The 22,512-nt window shown below is 36.8% G+C and carries 23 protein-coding genes and 1 other annotated feature; all 23 genes read left to right on the top strand.

The genetic code is table 11. The annotated features are described in order from the left end of the window. Positions 1-80: 80 nt before the first annotated feature. The 23 genes from ACIQX2_RS01195 to pyrR all read left to right on the top strand — a co-directional run bounded on the left by ACIQX2_RS01195 (position 81) and on the right by pyrR (position 22,497). Entirely contained in the window at positions 81-1,949 is a 1,869-nt protein-coding gene (locus ACIQX2_RS01195) for a penicillin-binding transpeptidase domain-containing protein (protein ID WP_402847470.1), read from the top strand. 46 nt (positions 1,950-1,995) lie between these two features. Beyond that, on the top strand, positions 1,996-2,967 hold the full coding sequence (gene mraY, locus ACIQX2_RS01190; RefSeq protein ID WP_402846098.1) for a phospho-N-acetylmuramoyl-pentapeptide-transferase: 972 nt from the start codon (positions 1,996-1,998) through the stop codon (positions 2,965-2,967). A 1-nt stretch (position 2,968) separates the two neighbouring features. Continuing rightward, positions 2,969-4,324: a UDP-N-acetylmuramoyl-L-alanine--D-glutamate ligase gene (gene murD, locus ACIQX2_RS01185; protein WP_402846096.1), complete on the top strand. Its 1,356-nt coding sequence runs from the start codon at positions 2,969-2,971 to the stop codon at positions 4,322-4,324. Between the two features lie 37 nt (positions 4,325-4,361). Then, positions 4,362-5,435 carry an FtsW/RodA/SpoVE family cell cycle protein gene (locus ACIQX2_RS01180; RefSeq protein ID WP_402847469.1) on the top strand — a complete coding sequence of 358 codons (1,074 nt, stop codon included), beginning with the start codon at positions 4,362-4,364 and terminating at the stop codon, positions 5,433-5,435. Position 5,436: 1 nt separating this feature from the next. Continuing rightward, positions 5,437-6,234 carry a cell division protein FtsQ/DivIB gene (locus ACIQX2_RS01175; protein ID WP_402846094.1) on the top strand — a complete coding sequence of 266 codons (798 nt, stop codon included), beginning with the start codon at positions 5,437-5,439 and terminating at the stop codon, positions 6,232-6,234. Then, positions 6,212-6,934, top strand: coding sequence for a DUF881 domain-containing protein (locus ACIQX2_RS01170; RefSeq protein ID WP_402846092.1), 723 nt, complete (start codon positions 6,212-6,214; stop codon positions 6,932-6,934). The genes ACIQX2_RS01175 and ACIQX2_RS01170 overlap by 23 nt, the downstream gene beginning before the upstream one ends. Positions 6,935-6,955: 21 nt before the next feature. Beyond that, positions 6,956-7,678, top strand: coding sequence for a DUF881 domain-containing protein (locus ACIQX2_RS01165; RefSeq protein WP_402846090.1), 723 nt, complete (start codon positions 6,956-6,958; stop codon positions 7,676-7,678). A gap of 1 nt (position 7,679) precedes the next feature. Beyond that, the gene (locus tag ACIQX2_RS01160; RefSeq protein ID WP_093059944.1) at positions 7,680-8,030 is read left to right on the top strand and encodes a small basic family protein; all 351 of its coding nucleotides are present in this window, start codon (positions 7,680-7,682) and stop codon (positions 8,028-8,030) included. A gap of 99 nt (positions 8,031-8,129) precedes the next feature. After that, positions 8,130-9,419, top strand: a complete 1,290-nt coding sequence (ftsA, locus tag ACIQX2_RS01155; protein ID WP_402846087.1) for a cell division protein FtsA — start codon at positions 8,130-8,132, stop codon at positions 9,417-9,419. A gap of 42 nt (positions 9,420-9,461) precedes the next feature. Further along, positions 9,462-10,619: a cell division protein FtsZ gene (ftsZ, locus tag ACIQX2_RS01150; protein ID WP_402846085.1), complete on the top strand. Its 1,158-nt coding sequence runs from the start codon at positions 9,462-9,464 to the stop codon at positions 10,617-10,619. A gap of 268 nt (positions 10,620-10,887) precedes the next feature. Continuing rightward, positions 10,888-11,730: a sigma-E processing peptidase SpoIIGA gene (locus ACIQX2_RS01145; protein ID WP_402846083.1), complete on the top strand. Its 843-nt coding sequence runs from the start codon at positions 10,888-10,890 to the stop codon at positions 11,728-11,730. After that, positions 11,730-12,437, top strand: coding sequence for an RNA polymerase sporulation sigma factor SigE (gene sigE / locus ACIQX2_RS01140; protein WP_093059952.1), 708 nt, complete (start codon positions 11,730-11,732; stop codon positions 12,435-12,437). The genes ACIQX2_RS01145 and sigE overlap by 1 nt, the downstream gene beginning before the upstream one ends. Positions 12,438-12,526: 89 nt before the next feature. Then, entirely contained in the window at positions 12,527-13,306 is a 780-nt protein-coding gene (gene sigG, locus ACIQX2_RS01135; RefSeq protein ID WP_402846080.1) for an RNA polymerase sporulation sigma factor SigG, read from the top strand. Between the two features lie 80 nt (positions 13,307-13,386). Continuing rightward, positions 13,387-13,620, top strand: a complete 234-nt coding sequence (locus tag ACIQX2_RS01130; RefSeq protein WP_402846078.1) for a YlmC/YmxH family sporulation protein — start codon at positions 13,387-13,389, stop codon at positions 13,618-13,620. 79 nt (positions 13,621-13,699) lie between these two features. Next, positions 13,700-14,392, top strand: coding sequence for a YggS family pyridoxal phosphate-dependent enzyme (locus ACIQX2_RS01125; RefSeq protein WP_402846076.1), 693 nt, complete (start codon positions 13,700-13,702; stop codon positions 14,390-14,392). Further along, on the top strand, positions 14,389-14,865 hold the full coding sequence (locus ACIQX2_RS01120) for a cell division protein SepF (protein ID WP_402846074.1): 477 nt from the start codon (positions 14,389-14,391) through the stop codon (positions 14,863-14,865). The genes ACIQX2_RS01125 and ACIQX2_RS01120 overlap by 4 nt, the downstream gene beginning before the upstream one ends. An 18-nt stretch (positions 14,866-14,883) precedes the next feature. Further along, positions 14,884-15,147, top strand: a complete 264-nt coding sequence (locus ACIQX2_RS01115) for a YggT family protein (protein ID WP_402846072.1) — start codon at positions 14,884-14,886, stop codon at positions 15,145-15,147. Positions 15,148-15,194: 47 nt separating this feature from the next. Continuing rightward, complete coding sequence (locus tag ACIQX2_RS01110) at positions 15,195-15,983, top strand: YlmH family RNA-binding protein (protein WP_402846070.1); 789 nt, start codon at positions 15,195-15,197, stop codon at positions 15,981-15,983. A gap of 98 nt (positions 15,984-16,081) precedes the next feature. After that, the gene (locus tag ACIQX2_RS01105) at positions 16,082-16,591 is read left to right on the top strand and encodes a DivIVA domain-containing protein (RefSeq protein WP_402846068.1); all 510 of its coding nucleotides are present in this window, start codon (positions 16,082-16,084) and stop codon (positions 16,589-16,591) included. A 49-nt stretch (positions 16,592-16,640) separates the two neighbouring features. Continuing rightward, positions 16,641-16,863, top strand: a binding site (T-box leader). A 62-nt stretch (positions 16,864-16,925) separates the two neighbouring features. Then, on the top strand, positions 16,926-19,682 hold the full coding sequence (gene ileS / locus ACIQX2_RS01100) for an isoleucine--tRNA ligase (RefSeq protein ID WP_402846066.1): 2,757 nt from the start codon (positions 16,926-16,928) through the stop codon (positions 19,680-19,682). A 666-nt stretch (positions 19,683-20,348) separates the two neighbouring features. After that, a complete protein-coding gene (gene lspA / locus ACIQX2_RS01095; protein WP_402846064.1) occupies positions 20,349-20,825 on the top strand; it encodes a signal peptidase II in 477 nt (158 codons plus the stop codon). Then, positions 20,825-21,751, top strand: a complete 927-nt coding sequence (locus ACIQX2_RS01090; protein ID WP_402846062.1) for an RluA family pseudouridine synthase — start codon at positions 20,825-20,827, stop codon at positions 21,749-21,751. Before lspA ends, ACIQX2_RS01090 begins: the two co-directional genes overlap by 1 nt. A gap of 206 nt (positions 21,752-21,957) precedes the next feature. Beyond that, positions 21,958-22,497, top strand: coding sequence for a bifunctional pyr operon transcriptional regulator/uracil phosphoribosyltransferase PyrR (gene pyrR, locus ACIQX2_RS01085; RefSeq protein ID WP_402846061.1), 540 nt, complete (start codon positions 21,958-21,960; stop codon positions 22,495-22,497). Positions 22,498-22,512: the final 15 nt, after the last annotated feature.

Genomic DNA, 22,512 nt, shown 5'->3' with positions numbered 1-22,512 from the left:
GCCAGTTTCTCATAAGTTATCTAAAACGGACTAAAGGGGAATTGGCAATTTCTAAAACAAAACAAATTTTACGGCTACGAATGATATGGATTATGGTTATTTTTTTATTTTTTTTAGTACTTTTCAAATTAGTTCAGCTACAATTTTTTCAGTTTGATGAGCTTACGACTAAAGCAAAGGAAAGCTGGGATAGGGAATTGCCATACGCATCTCTACGTGGTAATATTTTGGATCGTAATGGCGAAATTATCGTTGGAAATAAGCTGGCACCGACTTTATTTTATATGCCCTCGCAAAATGATGATCCTGAACAGGTAGCAAGAGAAATTGGATCTTTAATTGGTATGGAAGACAAGGATCTCTTGGAGCAAATAAACAAACGTGATTATTTGATAAAAATTGCGCCAAAAGGAAAAAATATATCAAGTGAACTGGCAATGGAAATACAGGATAAAAATATTAAAGGATTATATGCAGGAGTCGATTATATAAGAGACTATCCTTATGGTAATATGTTATCTAGATTAGTAGGTTTCACAGGTTATGATGCACAAGGGCTTGCTGGAATTGAATATCAATATGATTCTATTTTAAAGGGTAAATCCTCAGCTGTTCGAATGTTTACGGATGCAAAGGGAGTACCACTTCCACATGTGGACGATGGCTGGAAAAATGGAGTAAAAGGTAATCATGTTCAACTTACTGTAGATTTAGATATTCAAAAAGTAGTTGAACGAGAGCTTTCTCAGGCTATGCAAAAGTATGAGGCAACCCAAGCAATTGCCATTGTGATGAATCCCAAAAACGGTGAAATATTAGCCCTTGCTTCAGCTCCCAATTTCGAACCATCTTCATACCAGGAGGTGGATTCAACAGTTTATAACCGGAACCTACCAGTTTGGATGACTTTTGAGCCTGGATCAACCTTTAAGATTATTACTTTAAGTGCTGCATTAGAAGAGAATGTAGTAGACTTAGAGAAGGATCATTTTCATGATATAGGGTATACCATGGTAGAGGGTTCTAGACTCCGTTGTTGGAAACGAGCTGGACATGGAAATCAAACTTTTTTAGAGGTTGTTCAAAATTCTTGTAACCCGGGTTTTATTGAGCTAGGAAATAGAGTTGGTTCAAAGAAGTTATTAGAATACATACGTAACTTTGGATTTGGTGAATCTACAGGGTCAGGAATGGCTGGGGAATCCACGGGTATTCTATTTAGTAAAGAAAACTTTGGACCAGTAGAACATGCCACAACCTCTTTCGGCCAAGGTATTTCTGTAACTCCTATACAGCAAGTGCAAGCTGTAGCTGCAGCCATTAATGGTGGGTATCTATATAAACCATATATTGTAAAAAACACAATAGATGGTGAAACAAACGAAATATTGACTAGTGCAGAGCCGGAGATGAAACGTCAAGTTATTAGTGAGAAAACCTCTGCTATCGTACGAGACGCCTTGGAGCATGTCGTTGCGAAAGGATCAGGAAGAAACGCCTATCGTGACCAGCTTCGAATTGGAGGTAAAACTGGTACTGCCCAAAAAGTACAAAACGGCAGGTATATGGATGGGGAATACATTGTTTCCTTTATCGGTTTTGCACCTGCCGACAATCCAGAGCTTATCGTATATGTTGCTATTGATAACCCAAAGCATAGCACTCAATTTGGGGGCGTCATTGCTGCACCTATTGTCGGGCAAATTTTAGAGGATTCTCTGAAAACAAAAGGTAGTGGAACCCAATTGGAAAAAGAGTACAGGTGGGGAGACGTAGAACAAGTAAGGACACCAAATTTAGTGGGAACGAAAAGAAAAGAAATCACGTCTTATATGTATCCATTCAATATAGTTTGGCATGGTGATGGAGACGAGATTATATCTCAGCTACCAAAAGAAAATGGGCTCATCCCATTAAACGGAACGATTCATGTCTACACAAATAAATAATATAGTACATTCATTTATAGTTGATCGTATTTAAGGAGATTTTTTCATGACATTATCTACAACGGTTATTACACTTATTGTTAGTTTTTTATTGACAGTTATTCTTGCTCCAATCGTTATACCGTATTTGAGAAGAATGAAATTTGGTCAAAGTATAAGAGAGGAAGGACCTGAGTCACACCAGAAAAAGGCGGGTACTCCTACAATGGGAGGATTAATCTTCCTTGTTTCTATCATTATTTCTACACTTGCTCTTTCTTTTTATTTTGATCAGTTAACAACTCAGTCAATCGTATTATTAGTTATTCTTGTAGGTTTCGGTGTTATTGGGTTTTTAGATGATTTCATAAAAGTCGTAATGAAAAGAAACTTAGGTTTAACTTCCATTCAGAAACTTATTGGTCAAATTCTTATTGCTGTACTTGCTTACTTCTTACTAAAGCAAGGTCCATTTGATACAAATATTGAAATACCTTTTACACAATTGGATTTGCCTTTGGGGCAATTGTATATCGCATTTCTAATATTTTGGTTAGTTGGTTTTTCCAATGCAGTCAATTTAACAGATGGCTTAGATGGTTTAGTTGCTGGAACTGCAACGGTTGCCTTTGCGACATTCGGAGTTCTAGCACTTGCTTATGAACAAACAGATATCGCTATTTTTACATTTAGTGTGTCTGGTGCACTTTTAGGGTTTTTATTGTTCAACAAAAATCCAGCTAAGGTGTTTATGGGAGATACGGGCTCTCTAGCATTAGGAGGAGCCCTTGCAATGGTATCTATTCTAGTTAAACAGGAATTGTTATTACTGCTGGTAGGGATTATTTTTGTAATTGAAACGTTATCGGTAATATTGCAGGTCATTAGCTTTAAAACAACCGGCAAACGCATATTTAGAATGAGCCCAATCCACCATCATTTCGAATTATCAGGGTGGAATGAGCGTAAAATAGTTACGGTTTTTTGGGCAATAGGTTTTGTAGCTGCCATGATTGTAGTCTGCTTGGAGGTTTTATAAGATGAAAAAGTTACCGATCGTATTTCATAAAAAAATACTCGTTTTAGGATTAGCTAAAAGTGGAACTGCAGCTGCAGAAACCCTACATGATTTAGGAGCTTTTGTTACTGTAAATGATTCTAAACCGTTCGAGCAAAATGAGAATGCACAGTATTTGTTATCTAAAGGACTGACTGTTATTTGTGGAAGTCATCCTGAGGACCTCTTAGACGAAGGATTTAGTCTAATCGTCAAGAATCCTGGAATACCATATACAAATCCAGTCATTTCAGAGGCAAAAAAAAGAGGGATACCTGTTTGGACGGAAGTTGAACTAGCCTATCGTATTAGCGACGCTCCAATGATTGGAATTACAGGATCAAACGGCAAAACGACAACGACTACATTAATATTTGAAATGATAGCTGCAGCAAATAAAAATCCAAAAATAGCTGGAAATATTGGGACCGTGGCAACGAGTGTTGCAAAAGAAGCTACAGCAGACAATATTATCGTAACTGAATTATCTTCATTTCAGCTGATGGGTACAGAGATGTTAAAGCCAAAAGTTTCTGTACTACTTAACTTGTATGAAGCGCATTTAGATTATCATAAGGATTTTAAAGAATACACAGATGCTAAATTTAAAATTACACAAAACCAAGATGCTACCGATTGGCTAGTTTTTAATGGGGAGCAGCAAATTGTAAAGGATTATGCCCAACAGAGTATGGCCTCTAAAATACCTTTCTATGTGAGCAGCAAAACAAACGATGGTATTAGTGCGGATGATTTATATGTTTACTGGAATGGCGAACCATTGTTTGAACGATCGATTATTGCCTTGCGAGGTAAGCATAATTTAGAAAATGTATTAGCTGCAACAGCTACAGCATTAATGATGAATTGTTCTGTAGAAGCTATTAAGCAAGTGTTATCGACATTCCATGGGGTTAAGCACCGTACACAATTTATCAGGGACTGGAAGGGGCGCAAGTTTTATAATGATTCCAAAGCAACAAATGCCCTTGCTACTAAAAGTGCTTTAGAAGGATTTATAGAGCCTGTTATATTAATAGCAGGCGGTGTGGACCGCGGACATTCGTTTGATGAACTAATACCTTACTTAAATCGTGTGAAAGCGTTGGTCCATTTTGGGGAGACTGCGGATCGATTACAGAAATTTGGGGAAGCACAAGGCATAGCCTCCGTAGCTAGCTTCCAAACATTGGGTGAAGCATTTGAACAGGCAATAGCTCTATCCTCGGAAGGTGATATCGTATTACTATCACCTGCGTGTGCAAGCTGGGACCAATACGAAAGCTTTGAGATTCGTGGAGATGAATTTATCGACAGAGTTATTTCTTTAGAAGAGTAATGAAAGGATGACCTAAACGAAAGATACACGAAAATTTATTTTCCTATCTGCTGTCCTATTTTTATCTATTATTGGTATATTTTTTGTCCATTCAGCAGGTTCCTATTGGAGCGAAGTCCATTATAAAGGACAAATGCCTTTTGCTTTGAAGCAAGCAGCATACTTGGTTATAGGGATTGTTGGAGCTTATATTATTCAACAAGCTAGCTTTATACGGTCGAATGGTTTTTGGAGAGGTTTATATATAGTGGCAATCCTTATGCTAATCGGAGTATTAATTCCAGGTATTGGGGTAGTTCGAAATGGGTCTCAAAGTTGGATATCACTTGGATTTATGAATTTTCAGCCAGCTGAGTTAGCTAAAATAGCTGTTTTAGGAGTTTTAGCTAGCTCTCTAGCAAATGAAAAAAATTCTAGAATGAAAATGTATATTCAAAGTGCAGTCCTGTTATTATTGCCAATTGGCTTTATTATGGTACAACCAGATTTTGGTTCTGCCTTTGTATTGGTTGTTGCTGTATTCTTTTTATTGTTCGCAGCAGGTCTGCCATTTAAGTTCTTCCTTTGGATAGGCTTGAGTGGAATTGTTGCCTTTGTGTTATTAATCATTTCAGCGCCGTATAGACTTGTACGAATTCAAGCTTTTTTAGATCCTTGGAATGATCCACTTGGTTCTGGGTTTCAGGCTATACAGTCATTGCTTGCAATAGGACCAGCTGGATTATTCGGTTTTGGTTATGGAAATAGCCGTCAGAAGTTTTTATATTTGCCGGAACCTCAAAACGATTTCATCTTTTCTATCCTGTTAGAAGAGTCAGGTTTCATCGGTGGTTTTATCATTGTACTTGCCTTTGTAACTTTTTTTACAACTAGCTTCACCATGGCTGCTCGTGCAAACACACGAGAACGTCAGTTGATGATTATTGGATTTACCTCCCTATTAGCAGTACAAACATTTCTAAATATGGGGGTAGTTACTGGATTATTGCCAGTGACGGGAGTAACATTGCCATTCATTAGTTATGGGGGATCTTCATTAGTGATGACATGGGGGATTATTGGAATTATATTAAATCTAGCAAAAGAAACTGACAAAGAAGGGAGGCGGTAGAATGGAAAAAATCATTGATATTGAAGATCGTATACCTACACTAAAAGAGCGCAGAAGACGTAGAACAAACAAAAAATTTTCCATTCTACTTTTTCTCTTTGTTACGACGCTATTAATAGTTTTATATTTTCAATCTACTTATAGTCAAATTCAAAAAATCACATTAGAAGGTGAAAAGTTAGTTCCAAAACAATTGTACATAGAGGAAAGTACCCTGAGGATTGGTGATTCGATGTGGAGTTTCAATGAAAGTAAAATTGAAAATCTAATAACACATAATGCTTGGGTAGAGTCAGTAAAGGTCCAACGTAAATGGTTAACATCCGTTCATATACAGGTGAACGAATTTAAACAAATAGGCTATTTAGAGGATGGAGATTTTCTTCATATTATTTTAGAAAATGGACAGATTATTAAAACAGATGGACAAGTTATACCAAAGGACGGACCCATATTTACTGGATTTGACGAGGAGAAGGTCCGTCTAAGAATGATTAAAGAATTAAAGAATTTAGACAGTGAAGTGTTAAAGGGTATTTCACAGATTAAATATACACCATCGGAAAATGATGCTTATTCTATCCAAGTGTATATGAATGACGGCAATGAAGTTAAGGCGATAATTCCCTCATTCGGCGAGAAAATGAATTTTTATCCATCTATTGTTTCTCAGCTAAACCCAGAAGTAAAAGGGATTGTGGATCTAGAAGTTGGAACATTTTTCCGACCATTTGTAGATGTGTACAATGTACCAATAGAGGAGGAGGTTCTGGAAAATGAAGAAGTCGAAACTCCTTAAAGTACCATCTAGAGGGCTTATTACTATATCGATGGTAAGTTTAGTGTTAGGATTTATACTTGCATATTCGTATAGTATCTCCTCAGATGACACGAATGAAAATGCAAATGTCACAGGGTTCCAAGAGCTAGAAAAATATAGAGAAAAATTAGTTGAACAAAAAGAACGAAACAAAGAGTTAAATGAAGAAATTATAGTCAAGCAACAAAAAGTTCGCGATTATGAACAATCCTTTGTAGAGAGCGAAGAAAGTGTGGAAGATCTAGTGGAAGAAGCGGAATTACTTCGATTATTAATCGGGGATATTCCATCTCAAGGCAAGGGAATTACTGTTTCGTTGGAAGATGGGGCATATGATCCTTCGCAGGAAAACCCAAATGATTATATTGTACATGAGAGTCATGTTTTCAAAGTGATTAATGAATTGAAAATCTCAGGTGCAGAAGCAATTTCCATTAATGGTCAACGGCTTCATGCAAATTCGTATATACGATGTACAGGACCCGTAATTGTCGTTGATGGTAAAACTTTTCCTGCTCCTTTTACGATTGAAGCTGTGGGCGATCCAAAAGTATTACTCGCTTCCGTTAATCTAGGAGGAGGAGTTGTAGATCAGCTTACTAGTGATAATATCGTGGTTACTGTTGGCGAAAAAGATTTAATAACGATGCCTGCCCTAAGGGATGATGACTATAGCTAAGGATTAAAAGGAGGCCGAATAATGAAAAAAACCGTCTATATTCGGTTTACCATAATTTTGCTAATAATTGGATTTATGTTATCCGTACAATATAACACCGTTCAAAATCCAGAAACCAGAGATACACGAGACATATGGGCAATTCGTCAAGAGCTCTCAAAAGAAACTGAAACACACTCTGAGTTACTATCAGAGGTTTATGTGTTAGACCAGACGATTCTAAAATATGGGAACATGGTAAATGAAAGTGCTGAATTTGCTTTAAAGGATACAGTAGAGCAACTAAAGAAAGATATTGGCCTTGTTGAATACACTGGTCCAGGGCTTACTATTAATGTAGAACCTTCACTAGAAAGTATTGCATTAGGACAACCTGTTGAAGGAATTTCACCAGATTTACTAATTCGGCTTATCAATGAAATCAATCGTTTTAAAGCAAAGGATTTAGAGGTGGACGGTAAAAGAATTATATATTCTTCGCCTATTAGAGACGTTAATGGTAAAACTACAGTGAATAATATTCCTGTAAGAAATGCACCATTTACGATTAACATTGGAACCTCCACTTTTGAAGATGCACAAAAAATGTACAATCAATTAGAGGCTTCTACAATAGGTGACGACTTCTATATCGATAATTTGAAACTTATGATTGGCGAACCCAAGCGCAAAATCACAATCTCACCATATGACCAAGCAGTAAACAACGAATTTTTAAAAGAAGTACCAGAAGGGAAGTCATGAAATGTGGTTGCCATTATTAGGACTGATACTTGGGATTTCCCTCGGTTTGTTAACTGAAATACAGATACCAGAAATATATGAAAGCTATTTATCTATAGCGGTATTGGCAGCACTCGATACGCTATTTGGAGGAATACGTGCTCATCTCCAGCATGTCTATGATGACAAAGTGTTTGTTTCAGGATTTTTCTTCAACATAGGTCTTGCAGCAGCTCTAGCGTTTTTAGGTGTACACTTAGGAATAGATTTATACTTAGCAGCGATATTTGCTTTTGGAGTGCGGTTATTTCAAAATATTGCAGTAATTCGTCGGATTTTGCTAACAAAATGGTCAGAAAGAAAAAATCAATAGTTTTTATGAAGAAATTGATTATTTCTTTAGAAAATTTTAGACTTTATACTGTTTTTACACTAGAATAATAAATAAATAGTTATTAGGAGGTGCCACGGGTTGAATCAATCAGAATTATACGTATCACTAGATATTGGGTCATCTTCTATCAAAGTTTTAATCGGAGAAATGAATGATGACTCGCTGCATGTAATAGGTGTAGGAAATGTAAAATCAAACGGAATAAGAAAAGGCACCATTGTTGATATAGACGCAACTGTACAATCTATCAAAAAAGCCGTAAGTGAAGCCGAAAGAATGATCGGCATGTCTATTAATGAAATAGTTTTAGGCATTCCTGCAAATATGGCAAACATACAAAATGTTAAAGGTGTAGTAGCTGTTAATCGAGAGGACAGAGAAATTACAGACGGTGACTTAGAGCGCGTTATTGAGTCTGCACAAGTGATGTCTATTCCTCCTGAGAGAGAGCTTATTAACATAGCAACTAAACAATTCATCGTTGATCATTTAGAGGAAATTAAAGATCCGCGTGGAATGATCGGCACCCGTTTGGAACTAGACGGTATTATGATGACTACATCCAAAACAATTTTACATAACGTGTTAAGATGTGTGGAACGAGCTGGTCTCCAAATAAGAGAGATTTATCTACAGCCTTTAGCAGGCGGTTATTTTGCATTAACAGAGGATGAAAAGAATCATGGAACAGCCTATATTGATATAGGCGGAGGATCCACGACAATTGCCATTTTCAATGAAGGTCACTTAATAAATACTTCAGTAATTCCAGTAGGTGGAGATCATATTACAAAAGATTTATCGATTGTATTGAAAACACCAACTGAACAAGCTGAAATGATTAAATTAAAATATGGACATGCGTTCTATGATGATGCTTCCGATGATGAATTATTTGAAGTACCTGTAATAGGTGCAGATATGAAAGAACAATACTCTCAGCGATATATTGCAGAAATCATAGGGGTTCGACTTGAAGAACTATTTGAACTGGTTCTGGAAGAATTCTATCGACTTGGTTTACAGGACTTACCAGGAGGAGTGGTCATTACTGGTGGGGTTTCTAAACTTGAAGGCTTAGGACAGCTGGCAAGACATATTCTTCAAACAAGAGTAAGATTATATACTCCAGATTATATTGGAGTTCGAGAGCCACAATATACGACCGCAGTTGGTCTTATAAGATATGCCTATAAAGAAGACCTTTTCTATGGTAAAATTGGTACTAGCCATGCGTTAGCGCATTCGGTTCCAAATGAAGCGGTTGCGACATCTAAAAAACAAAAACAAACTGCTCAAACGACTAATGAACACAAAGATAGTGCAATGACAAAAGCAAAGAGATTTTTTGACAAGTTTTTTGAATAACAAACCCTTTATCATAGCGGAGAGAGCATAGGAGGCAATAGCATGTTAGAATTTGAAACAAATGAAGATCAATTAGCGATCATTAAAGTTATTGGAGTAGGTGGGGGCGGTAATAACGCTGTAAATCGTATGATTGAACATGGTGTTCAAGGAGTAGATTTCATTGCGGTTAATACAGATGCCCAAGCTCTTAATATGTCAAAAGCAGAAGTAAGGCTGCAAATTGGCGGAAAACTAACTCGCGGACTGGGTGCGGGTGCAAACCCTGAAGTAGGGAAAAAAGCTGCAGAAGAAAGTAAAGAATTGATCGAGGAAGCACTAAGAGGAGCAGATATGGTCTTTGTCACAGCGGGTATGGGTGGCGGAACTGGAACTGGCGCAGCACCAGTCATTGCTCAGATTGCACGTGATTTAGGGTCATTAACAGTAGGTGTTGTAACACGTCCATTTACTTTCGAAGGTCGCAAACGTTCTACACAAGCAGTAGGCGGAATTGGAATGATGAAAGAGTCAGTAGACACTTTAATCGTCATTCCAAATGACCGTTTGTTGGAAATAGTAGATAAAAACACGCCGATGATAGAAGCATTCAGAGAAGCAGATAATGTGTTACGCCAAGGGGTTCAAGGTATTTCAGATTTGATCGCTGTACCTGGTCTTATCAATCTTGACTTTGCAGATGTAAAAACAATCATGTCCAATAAAGGCGCGGCACTTATGGGTATTGGTATTTCTGCCGGAGAAAATCGTGCTGCAGAAGCTGCCAAAAAAGCTATTTCAAGTCCATTGCTTGAAACATCAATCGATGGTGCAACAGGTGTCTTGATGAATATTACTGGTGGTTCTAACTTAAGTCTATTTGAAGTTCAGGAAGCAGCCGATATCGTTGCCTCTGCATCAGATGAAGAAGTGAACATGATTTTCGGTTCGGTTATTAACGATAACTTGAAGGATGAAATAGTTGTAACGGTAATTGCAACTGGATTCAATGAAGAGCTTATTAATCAAAAACAACCACGAAGCACTGGGTTCGGTGGAAACAGAGCACCACAACCAACAGCAGCACCTATCCGAGAACAACGTAAAGAAGAAGTGCCGCAACAACAGGCTCCTCAACAAGATCGCCATGTATCTCATAACCAGACAGAGGATGCATTAGACATCCCAACATTCTTAAGAAATCGTCAACGCAGAAACTAATAGAAATACAAAAGCAATCACTTCGGTGGTTGTTTTTTTTTTGAAAGAAAGTATAAAAATGTTTAGAGATTACTGCCTACGGAAAGCGTCCGACTGGAGCGGAAAACAATGCATATCTAGATTTTTTGTTTTTAAAGAATCGGGCATATTTTTTACCCGGTTTTTCTTACCATTAGTATTATGTCGTAAAAAAAGAATGTTTTTGAACGTTCTTTTGACAAATTTCTTATACTTTTGATGCTAAGCTTTAGTCAAAAGGAGGGAAATTATGTACGCGGAAGTAATGATTGTAACCAATACTTTTTTCAACTATACCGTTTTGGCATTTGCCAATAAAATTGGATGGATTGAAAATCAGAAAAGGTATTTATTCCTTTCTGCTCTAACTGCAGGAGTAATCACAGTTGTTTTCTCTCATTCTATGAGTACTGTATTTTTGTCTTTTTTTGCAATGATTCTTATTGCTTTTTGGAAAAAACGTTCACAAATAATAAAAGCAATTATTTTAACATTGCTAGCTAGTGTTTTTGCTGGCGGTTTGCTAACAGCTATTGCTCCTTTATACGTCAATAGTAGTAACTTGTTTATGATCATCAACTTTGCTTTAATCGCAACTGGCGGTTTATATTTTTTGGCCAAGCATGTACTTCATTTGAATATCGCTCAATCAGAAAGGGAGCTTTTGTATCCATCGAATATTACGCTATTTGGCGTTTCTAAGGAACTAACTCTTTTTATAGACTCTGGAAATGTGTGTACGGAACCGTTATCAAATGATCCTGTCCACTTTGTGGCTGCAGAAATGCTGCAAGAAGTTTTGCCACCAGCGCTATTTGAAGCAATTAGGGATTGGGAGTTTGATGGAATGACCGGACTAGATAAGATTCCTAAAGAATATGCAACTAAGGTTCGATTAATCCCACTTGCTACGATTCACAAACACAAAACTTGGGTTGTTGGTATTAAGTATGACCAATGGATAATTGGCGATCAGGCTTTACCTAAAGGTTATATTGTAATGACGAGAGCAAAAGAAAAGTTTCCACATGAAGCAGATGGAATATTGCATAGTTCCTCATATTTTCATTTGAAGAAAAGGAGTGTAGGGTAATGCTGATGAAATGGATGCGTAAGATTTACTATTGGGTTCTTTCTTTTAGGCGAAAAAGTGTACATTATATAGGTGGCAATGAATCTTTGCCAAAGCCATTATCGAGAGAAGAAGAGCGAGAAATGCTGCTGGCATTTATGGACGGCGATGAACATGCTAGAGATGTATTAATCGAACGAAATTTAAGGTTGGTTGTCTATATTGCGAGAAGATTTGATCAAACAAACACGAATATAGAGGATCTTATCAGTATAGGTTCTATCGGGCTTATCAAGGCTGTAGAGACATTTAATCTTGAAAAAGGTATTAAGCTTGCAACTTATGCTTCTAGATGTATAGAGAACGAAATTTTAATGCACCTACGAAAAACTAATCGGATGAAGTCTGAAGTCTCTTTTGATGAACCTTTAAATTCAGATTCTGATGGGAATGAACTATTGCTTTCAGATATATTAGGAACGAGCGAAGATTTAATCATTGAAGATGTGGAAAAAAAGCTGGAGCGTCAACATGTATTTGAAGCGATAAATCTTCTAGGTAATAGAGAAAAGTATATTATGCAATGTCGATTTGGGTTGAATGGTAAAGAAGAAATGACACAAAAGGAAGTAGCCGATCATCTAGGTATTTCGCAATCATATATTTCTCGCTTAGAAAAGAAAATCATTTTAGATTTAAAGGAGCTATTAAACGAACCAATTGCCTAATGGTTGAAATTGGATAGAATCGAAAAGAATAATCTTTTCTTTCCCGGACAAACTGACTTAGAACAATTAAAAAGTCCGGAGGAAGATCTATGACGAGAACAAAAGTTGAATTATGCGGCATTGATACATCTAAGCTTCCTTTACTTAAGCATGAAGAAATGAAAGATTTGTTTATTCGATTACAAGCTGGTGAAGACTCTGTTAAAGATGAACTAGTTATGTGTAATTTAAGGTTAGTTTTAAGCCTAGTTCAAAGATTTGCATATCGCGGAGAGCAAGCAGATGATTTGTTTCAAGTTGGTTGCATTGGGCTAATCAAGTCAATTGAGAATTTCGATCTAAAGCATAACGTCCGTTTTTCTACGTATGCAGTTCCGATGATAATTGGAGAAATAAAAAGACATTTACGTGATCACCACTCAGTGAGAGTATCAAGATCGTTAAGAGATATTGCATATAAAGCTATGAAAGCGAAGGAACAGTTTATCAACGAGCATTTACAAGAGCCTACATTGGATGACCTATCTAAAGAGCTAGATATACCAGTGGAGGATATATTGATTGCTTTAGATGCTATTCAGGATCCTGTATCGTTACAAGAGCCAATATTCAGTGACGGTGGGGACGCTATATATATGATGGACCAATTATGCGATAATGATGTATCTGAAGATCAATGGGTCACTTATTTTACTGTGAAAGAAAGTTTTCAAAAGCTAGATACAAGGCAAAAGAAAATACTAACGAAAAGAATTTACTATGGAGCTACACAAACTGAAATTGCAATGGATTTAGGGTTATCACAAGCACAGATTTCGCGATTAGAAAAGAGTGCTTTATCAACTATTCAAAGTCAATTAAATCCCTAAGGTTATAAAAACGCTTTTTTCTTTCTAGAAAAAAGCGTTTTTTTCATTTTCATTCATATAATGTATAAAGGGGGACTATGATGAAATTTTCAGATGCACAGCAAAAAGAAGTGATAGAAGCGAAAAGTGGGCAATTATTAGGATATATTGTGGATGCGGAAATCGATAAAGACACGGGATACATTATTTCCTTTTTAGTGGAAGAAAATGGAGCTTACCCATCTTTTTTCAACAAAAAAAGAGACACGAGGAAAATAGCCGTACAAAATATAGCGATAATTGGAAAAGATGTTATAATTGTAACAAAAACATAGACTTCCAATGTTCATCATTGATAAAACGGCTTTTCATTGATACAATAAACAAAACAAATGATGAAAAGTTGGGTTTCGAATGACAAACGTACAACAAAATTTAGAACATATTTCACAACGTATTCAAAAAGCTAGCGAACGTGCAAATAGAAAATTAGAAGATGTTACATTGATTGCCGTTACGAAAGAAGTTTCGGTTAATCGAACTAATGAAGTAATTGAGACTGGTATTTTACACTTTGGAGAAAATAGACCAGAAGGGTTTAAAAAAAAATTAGATGCCATTTCTAATGATGTAAAGTGGCATTACATAGGTACATTACAAACTAGAAAAGTTAAATCGGTTATTAACGATATTCAATTCCTTCATTCATTGGACCGGATGAGCTTAGCGGATGAAATTGAAAAAAGAGCTACTTTTACAAAGGATTGCTTTGTGCAAGTAAATGTCTCACAGGAAGAATCAAAACATGGTCTTGCTATCGATGAAGTCGAAGCATTCATAGATCAACTTAAAAACCATGAACGTATTCGTATTGTTGGTTTAATGACAATGGCCCCCAATACGGAGGATGAAGCCACCATTCGTGATGTTTTTCGTAGATTGAAACAACTTCAAAGTAAAATTGCAGCAAAACAAATAGCTAACGCACCGTGTACAGAACTTTCCATGGGAATGTCTGGAGATTTTGAAATAGCGATAGAAGAAGGTGCTACATTTATAAGAATCGGAACAGCATTGGTAGGAAAAGAGAAGGAGGCAATTGAGTGAGCATGAAAAACTGGATGAAAAATTTCTTCTACTTGGAAGAAGATGAGGAAACATCAGAAACGCAGCAGTCAAGACCTCAACAACAAAAGCCGGTAGATAATATAAAACAGCAATCAGTTAAAACAGCACCTAAAGAACGCAAATTCAATACGATTCCTAAGGAAATAAATTCACCTAATCTCGTAAGTATTCAAAACGTTCAAAAGTCATCAAAAGTAATTTTGATAGAGCCAAGAGTGTATGCAGAAGCACAAGATATATCGGAACACTTAAAAGGCAAAAAAGCTGTAATTGTCAATCTGCAACGCATTGATAAAGAGCAGGGAATCCGTATTATCGACTTTTTAAGTGGAACCGTGTACGCTTTAGGCGGAGATATACAAAGAATAGGTACGGATATATTCCTATGTGCTCCAGATTCAGTAGAAGTTGATGGTGCAATATCGGATTATTACTATAACGACCTAGATTAACAGAGGAGTAAAAAAATTATGGCATTCGTTTTATCATTATTAAGTTTGGGTGTTCAAATTTATACATATGCATTAATTGCTTATATTTTAATGTCATGGGTACCGAGCATTCAACATTCGAGTTTTGGTAGGTTTCTATCAAGAATTTGTGAACCATACTTACAACCATTTAGAAAGATTATTCCTCCACTAGGTATGATTGATATCTCACCTATTGTGGCAATATTTGTACTTAGACTTGCAATGAACGGTATATATTATTTAGCTTATACAATTATCTAACCTCACTTCCGTGGGGTTTTTTACTATAGTTGAAAGGGAATTTTATCATGGAGAATGTATTGCAACATTTTAGAAAAGAAGAGCAGCCTTTTATTGAACAGATTGTGAGTATTCTGAGGGATGTAGAGGATCGATATGCTCCTAAACTAACGGATTTTCTTGATCCTAGACAGCAATTTATCGTAGACTCAATTCGTAGGCAGCATGAGGATATTAGTTCTAAGGCTGAAGGTACCCTAGAGGATGCAGAGAGGAAAAGAGTTCTTCTGTTTCCATCGTATTATACTCCATCGAATAATGATTTCTCCATGAGAGTAGTGGAAGTCCATTATCCTACTAAATTTGTAACGTTAAAGCATAAGGATGTTCTTGGTTCGATGATGTCACTAGGGATTGATCGGAGTAAATTTGGTGATATTCGCGTTCAGGATGGTGCTATCCAATTTGTTGTTGCTGAAGAGGTAATGGATTATGTCCGTGCTAATTTCACATCCATTGGGAAAGTGAAGGTTCAAATAAATGAAATAGAAAATCCAATCGATTATTTTACGCAACAAGAAGAATGGATATCCGAAACTTTAACGGTTAGCTCCCTACGATTAGATACGGTGATTGCCTCCATCTTTAATATTTCTCGTCAAAAATCAGCCACCCTCATTCAAAGTGGTAAGGTCAAAGTTAACTGGTCTGAAAAGAATCAAGTATCCCTTGAGTTACAAGAACTAGATTTACTCTCAATAAGAGGACTTGGTAGAGTAAAATTACTAATGATTGAAGGAAGAACAAAAAAAGATAAAATCCGACTACAAATAGGTAGGTTAGAACTAAAAAGCTGATTTTAATAAGAATATTTCAAATTTAGATGTAATCGGCTCTTTAGAAATGTATAATAGTAGAAAGAATATAAGAATCGTAAAGTGAAGGAGATGTTAAAATGCCACTAACACCACTTGATATACATAACAAGGAATTTGGTAAAGGATTTAGAGGTTACAATGAAGACGAAGTAAATGAATTCCTTGACCAAATAATGAAAGACCTTGAAATTTTAATGAAAGAAAAGAAGGAATTAGAAACAAAGCTTAAAACTTCTAGCGAAAAGGTTGGTCATTTTACTTCGATTGAAGAGACATTACATAAGTCAATTGTTGTTGCACAAGAAGCAGCAGAAGAAGTTCGTCGCAATTCACAAAAAGAAGCAAAGCTTATTGTGAAAGAGGCAGAGAAAAATGCCGATCGAATAGTCAATGAAGCACTAACAAAAGCTAGAAAAATTGCATTGGAAATCGAGGACTTGAAAAAACAATCGAAGGTTTTCCGAAATCGTTTTAAAATGTTAATTGAAGCTCAGCTTGACTTGATCAACACTGATGACTGGAATCATTTAATGGAGTATGATGTAGATACGGAAGCAATCAAGCGTATTTCTGCAACAGAAGATTAACATTTCTTGACTCATCACCATACTTTACCTATAATAATTTCATATCATATAATATGCGTAGAAAAAGACGTCTAAATTTGATTCCGATAAAGCGACTTGAGGGCGGTGAGAGCTCAGGATGAGAAACTTTTTTAGAATATCACTTTGGAGCAAAGACACTGAACTTCTAGTAGGTGTCTTCGGTTAATGTCCCGTTACGGCATTCTAAGCGGCGATTTTGAAAGAAAATCGCAAGTAGGGTGGTACCGCGAGCATAACTTCTCGTCCCTTTTTGGGATGAGGGGTTTTTTTGTTTTCAAAGAATGAATGCTTTTAATAAATAGGAGGTTATAAGATGGAATACAAAGATACGTTATTAATGCCAAAAACTGATTTCCCTATGCGTGGAAATTTACCAGTGAAAGAATTAGAAATCCAAGCAAAATGGGCAGAGCAGGACATTTATAAAAAAGTACAGGATCATACAAAAGGTCGACCGTTTTTTGTGTTACATGATGGACCACCGTATGCAAACGGCGATCTTCACATGGGTCATGCATTAAATAAAGTTCTAAAGGATATGATTGTCCGTCACAAATCGATGACTGGCTATCATGCACCTTATGTTCCAGGCTGGGATACTCATGGTCTTCCTATCGAGCAAGCACTAACGAATAAAGGTGTAAAACGTAAAGAAATGTCTTTAGCCGAGTTTAGAAAGCTTTGTGAAGAATATGCATACCAACAAATTGACAATCAACGCTCTCAATTTAAACGCTTAGGTGTTCGTGGTGACTGGGAAAATCCATATGTTACATTAACTCCGGAGTTTGAATCACGCCAAATTGAAGTGTTCGGGGCTATGGCTAAAAAAGGATATATTTATAAAGGGTTGAAGCCAGTATATTGGTCACCTTCAAGTGAATCTGCATTAGCAGAAGCCGAAATTGAATATCAAGATAAAAAATCACCATCTATTTATGTAAGCTTTGATGTGACAGAAGGTAAAGGTGTACTTGAAGAAGGTACGAAATTTATCATTTGGACTACAACTCCTTGGACAATTCCTGCAAACCTAGCTATTTCTTTACACCCAAAAGTTGAGTATGCAGTAGTTCAAACGAAAGGCAATAAGTATGTGGTCGCATTAGATCTTGTAAAATCTGTAGCCGAAGAATTAGGCTGGGAAGAATATACAGTAGAGCGTACGCTAGAAGGTAAGCAAATGGATCGTTTAGTTGCCAAACATCCATTATACGATCGTGATTCTTTAATCATCTTAGGGGAGCACGTAACTACTGAGTCTGGTACTGGATGTGTTCATACAGCTCCTGGTCACGGGGAAGATGACTTTTACGTAGGGAAAGCTTACGGATTAGATGTTCTTTGTCCAGTTGATGACCGCGGTGTAATGACAGATGAAGCACCTGGGTTTGAAGGGTTATTTTATGACACAGCTAACAAAGCAATTACTGAAGCGTTAGAGGCTGCAGGTGCACTTGAAAAACTTACATTCTTTACACATTCATATCCACATGACTGGCGTACGAAAAAACCAGTTATTTATCGTGCTACTGCACAATGGTTTGCTTCCATTGAGGCATTCAGAGATGAATTACTTCAAGCAATTCGTGATACAAATTTCACTCCTGCTTGGGGAGAGACTCGTCTATTTAACATGATTCGTGACCGTGGAGACTGGTGTATTTCACGCCAACGTGTATGGGGTGTTCCAATTCCAGTATTTTATGGGGAAGATGGAGAACCTATTCTGACAGAAGAGACAATTTCTCATGTTTCTAAATTATTCCGTGAGCACGGTTCCAATGTATGGTTTGAAAGAGAAGCGAAGGAATTACTGCCAGAAGGATTTACACATATCGGTAGCCCGAACGGTATCTTTACGAAAGAAACAGATATTATGGATGTTTGGTTTGATTCGGGCTCATCTCATCATGGTGTTCTAGAAGAACGTGATGATTTGGTATTCCCAGCTGACCTATACCTAGAGGGATCGGATCAGTATCGTGGTTGGTTTAACTCTTCATTAATCACAAGTACTGCAATGCATGGCCACGCTCCTTATAAAGGTTTGTTAAGCCATGGTTTCACATTGGATGGAAATGGCCGTAAAATGAGTAAATCTTTAGGTAACGTTATTGTTCCTTCTAAGGTAATGAATCAGTTAGGAGCAGATATTGTACGTTTATGGGTAGCTTCTGTTGATTATACTGCGGATGTACGTGTTTCTGATGCAATCTTTAAACAAGTATCCGAGGTTTATCGTAAAATCCGTAATACATTCCGATTCTTACATGGTAATATTAGCGATTTCCACCCTGTTAATAATCGTGTGGAATTTAAAGATCTTCGTGAAGTGGATCAATATATGTACATGAAACTTCAAGAGGTAATTACTACTGTAAGAGCTGCATACGATCGCTATGATTTTGCAAGTGTATATCATACAGTTAATAATTTTGTTTCAAGTGAGCTAAGTTCATTCTACTTAGATATCGCAAAAGATGTAGTCTATATTTATGGGGAAGATCACCCAGATCGTCGTGCTATGCAAACAGTTATGTATGATACACTTTTAGCATTATTAAAATTACTAACGCCTATTCTGCCACATACAACAGATGAGCTTTGGGCTCATTTAGCACATGAAACGGCGGAAAGTGTACAATTAACAGATATGCCTGAAGCAGTAGATTATCCGGAATTCAAAGAATTAGCAGCTAAGTGGGATAAAATTATGGAATTACGTGATGATGTACTAAAAGCATTAGAAGAAGCACGTAATGCAAAAACAATTGGTAAATCATTAGAAGCAAAAGTAGCTTTATATGTAAATGATGATTATAAAGCATTGTTTGATACGGATGCGATTGACTTTGCTCAATTGTTCATCGTTTCTAAGTTTGAATTAGGTGGTGCTCCATCTGAAGCGCCTGCAAACAGCTTGGCATTAGAATGTGCATCAGTTGTAGTAGAAAAAGCAGACGGTGAAAAATGTGAGCGTTGCTGGACAATTTCCGAAACAGTTGGAACGAGCGAAGCACACCCAACTTTATGTGCACGTTGCGCAGATGTTGTAGTGACATTATAAATAAGTATAGAAAATGTGATCCGACTTCTAGTTGGATCACATTTTTTTCAGTCAAGGATAAGAATATTAGATATTGGTAAAAAAATGAGGCTGATGATTTCCGTTTCAGGCGAACGCTTTCCGTGGGCGTTGCCTCAGCCTCCTCGCTTCGCACTCCAATCAATCGGATATGTAGTCTCAATAGGAAGATTAAATAAATACTTATGTTAAAGCAATATAAGATGAAGGTTAAGATCAAATTCTCATTTTATTAGTTCTGTGATTTTTTATAAAAGCTTCAATAATAGACTCACCAACTTCTTTCAACCACAAAAGTTAGTATAAGAATATATAAATGCTTATTTTCCTTACATAACTTTACCCAATTCTTTTGCATTAGCAGTAAAATTTGCCAAAACTTTATTTAGAGTTATACTCATAATTTTGATTGAAGTGGAGAGCGGCGACTCCAGTGGGATGAGTGAGAAAGGTGAAACATCACAACGTACCCGCAGGGGCGGTGATGGTTCATCGCTTACCCCACGGAAAGCGTCCGCTCGAAACGGAAATCTATAGTATTTCTGATATCTCATACCTGTCTCTTTTACGAATGGTGGGGTTCTGTGTTAAACTAGGTGGAGAGTGTTCAATTTTACTGAAAAGAATTTGTTATGTGGGGGAAATAATGTGTGGAAATTTTATGGACTGGCGGCTTTTGTCATTGCGTTAGATCAATGGACAAAATGGCTTGTCGTTAAAAATATGGCACTTGGTGAACGAATTATTATGTGGGACCCATACTTAGCGTTACTTTCTCATAGAAATAGAGGAGCAGCCTGGGGCATTTTACAAGGAAAAATAGGATTCTTTACAATTGTTACAGTCATCGTCATCATTGGAATTCTTTACTATTTTCATAAAGAAGCAAAAGGTAAACCATTATTTCAAATTGGTTTAATGACGCTACTTGGTGGAGCAATAGGGAACTTTATTGACCGACTTTGGAGAGGCGAAGTAGTAGATTTCGTCGATATTTTATTACCTATTATCAATTATGATTTTCCTATCTTTAATGTGGCGGATGCTGCACTTACTGTTGGTGTTGTAATTATAATAGTATTCGTATTTCAAGAAGAACGAGCTGAAAAGAAAAAGGTGAAGTAATGGAAGATTTAACATTTATTATTGAAAATGAACAAGCGAAAGAGCGTATTGATAAAGCAATTGCATCTTTTGAGTCAGATTGGTCACGTACACAGATCCAAAATTTTATAAAAGATGGATTTGTAACAGTGAATGGTGAAACAGCCAAAACAAGTTACAAAGTAAAAGCAGGAGATGTTATTGTTGTTACACCTCCAGACGCTGTACCCCTTGATATTGTTGCAGAGAACTTGAATTTAGAGATCATCTATGAAGATGGGGATGTAGTAGTTGTCTATAAACCTCGTGGAATGGTTGTTCACCCTGCACCAGGACATACCACTGGAACACTTGTTAATGGACTTATGTATCAGATTAAAGATTTGTCAGGCATTAATGGCGTAATGCGTCCAGGGATTGTCCATCGTATTGATAAAGATACGACAGGTTTACTCATGGTTGCTAAAAATGACGTAGCGCATGTTTCTTTAGTGGATCAGTTAGTAAAGAAAACAGTTACTCGTAAATACACTGCAATTGTGCATGGTCGTATTGCGCATGATAAAGGGACCATTGATGCTCCTATTGCTCGTGATAAAAAAGAAAGACAAAACATGGCTGTAGTGGATAACGGCAAGCATGCGGTTACACATTTCCGTGTAATTGAAAGATTTGATAAATTTTCGTTAGTTGAATGCCAATTAGAAACAGGACGTACGCACCAAATTCGTGTGCATATGAAATATATCGGTTATCCACTTGCTGGAGATCCGAAGTACGGCCCGAAAAAAACGATTAGTTTTGACGGACAAGTTTTACACGCAGGATTATTAGGTTTTAATCACCCTAAAACAGGGGAATACTTGGAGTTCTCATATCCACTTCCTGAAGATTTCACTAACTTAATACAAGATTTAAGAAATCAATCATTGATTAATGAGGAATAGTACTCTATACTAATGAAAGAAATAATAAAAATTATATAGCTTCACCTTTAATAACAGTCCAGAGAGGCTGAGAAGGTACATGTGAACGTGACTCACTATCAATCTGCGGATTTTTAGGAATCACTCTAATTTATTACGCATATACAACCTTCTAGGCTCTCAAAGCTTAGAAGGTTTTTTATTTTGTTCAGAGGGGATGGAAATTGATGGGGGAAAAAGCAAATATTCTAGATGAGCAAGCGATTAATCGGGCACTTACAAGAATTGCACATGAAATTATTGAGCGCAACAAAGGGATTGAGGAGTGTATTCTAGTAGGGATTAAAACTAGAGGAGCTTTTTTAGCAAAGCGTCTAGCAGATAGGATTGAACGTATCGAAGGCAAGCCAATCAAAACGGGTGAACTAGATATAACGCTATATCGAGATGATTTAACCTTACTGAATGACACAGCTGAGCCATTAGTACAGCAAGTTGATATAACACATGATGTGAAGGATAAAAAAGTAATTCTGGTGGATGATGTTCTGTATACAGGACGAACAGTTCGAGCAGCTATGGATGCAGTCATGGATTTAGGAAGACCATCTCAAATTCAGCTAGCAGTTTTAATCGATAGAGGGCACCGTGAGCTACCAATTCGAGCAGATTATGTAGGGAAAAACATACCTACGTCGAGCAACGAAAGAATCGTTGTAAAGGTAACAGAAACAGACGAAATAGACGCAGTAACCATATTCGAATAAAAAATCTTATTTAAA

The sequence above is a fragment of the Psychrobacillus sp. NPDC096623 genome (genome assembly GCF_044762655.1).
GTDB lineage: Bacteria > Bacillota > Bacilli > Bacillales_A > Planococcaceae > Psychrobacillus.
Note: the sequence above shows the minus strand (reverse complement) of the source record. Positions and strands in the feature narration are given on the sequence as shown.

What these genes read in the sequence shown, in the direction of transcription:
- ACIQX2_RS01195 (WP_402847470.1), top strand. Translation starts at nt 81, where the DNA reads ATGATATGGATTATGGTTATTTTTTTATTTTTTTTAGTACTTTTCAAA.
- mraY (WP_402846098.1), top strand. Translation starts at nt 1,996, where the DNA reads ATGACATTATCTACAACGGTTATTACACTTATTGTTAGTTTTTTATTG.
- murD (WP_402846096.1), top strand. Translation starts at nt 2,969, where the DNA reads ATGAAAAAGTTACCGATCGTATTTCATAAAAAAATACTCGTTTTAGGA.
- ACIQX2_RS01175 (WP_402846094.1), top strand. Translation starts at nt 5,437, where the DNA reads ATGGAAAAAATCATTGATATTGAAGATCGTATACCTACACTAAAAGAG.
- ACIQX2_RS01170 (WP_402846092.1), top strand. Translation starts at nt 6,212, where the DNA reads ATGAAGAAGTCGAAACTCCTTAAAGTACCATCTAGAGGGCTTATTACT.
- ACIQX2_RS01165 (WP_402846090.1), top strand. Translation starts at nt 6,956, where the DNA reads ATGAAAAAAACCGTCTATATTCGGTTTACCATAATTTTGCTAATAATT.
- ACIQX2_RS01160 (WP_093059944.1), top strand. Translation starts at nt 7,680, where the DNA reads ATGTGGTTGCCATTATTAGGACTGATACTTGGGATTTCCCTCGGTTTG.
- ftsZ (WP_402846085.1), top strand. Translation starts at nt 9,462, where the DNA reads ATGTTAGAATTTGAAACAAATGAAGATCAATTAGCGATCATTAAAGTT.
- ACIQX2_RS01145 (WP_402846083.1), top strand. Translation starts at nt 10,888, where the DNA reads ATGTACGCGGAAGTAATGATTGTAACCAATACTTTTTTCAACTATACC.
- sigE (WP_093059952.1), top strand. Translation starts at nt 11,730, where the DNA reads ATGCTGATGAAATGGATGCGTAAGATTTACTATTGGGTTCTTTCTTTT.
- sigG (WP_402846080.1), top strand. Translation starts at nt 12,527, where the DNA reads ATGACGAGAACAAAAGTTGAATTATGCGGCATTGATACATCTAAGCTT.
- ACIQX2_RS01130 (WP_402846078.1), top strand. Translation starts at nt 13,387, where the DNA reads ATGAAATTTTCAGATGCACAGCAAAAAGAAGTGATAGAAGCGAAAAGT.
- ACIQX2_RS01125 (WP_402846076.1), top strand. Translation starts at nt 13,700, where the DNA reads ATGACAAACGTACAACAAAATTTAGAACATATTTCACAACGTATTCAA.
- ACIQX2_RS01115 (WP_402846072.1), top strand. Translation starts at nt 14,884, where the DNA reads ATGGCATTCGTTTTATCATTATTAAGTTTGGGTGTTCAAATTTATACA.
- ACIQX2_RS01110 (WP_402846070.1), top strand. Translation starts at nt 15,195, where the DNA reads ATGGAGAATGTATTGCAACATTTTAGAAAAGAAGAGCAGCCTTTTATT.
- ACIQX2_RS01105 (WP_402846068.1), top strand. Translation starts at nt 16,082, where the DNA reads ATGCCACTAACACCACTTGATATACATAACAAGGAATTTGGTAAAGGA.
- ileS (WP_402846066.1), top strand. Translation starts at nt 16,926, where the DNA reads ATGGAATACAAAGATACGTTATTAATGCCAAAAACTGATTTCCCTATG.
- ACIQX2_RS01090 (WP_402846062.1), top strand. Translation starts at nt 20,825, where the DNA reads ATGGAAGATTTAACATTTATTATTGAAAATGAACAAGCGAAAGAGCGT.
- pyrR (WP_402846061.1), top strand. Translation starts at nt 21,958, where the DNA reads ATGGGGGAAAAAGCAAATATTCTAGATGAGCAAGCGATTAATCGGGCA.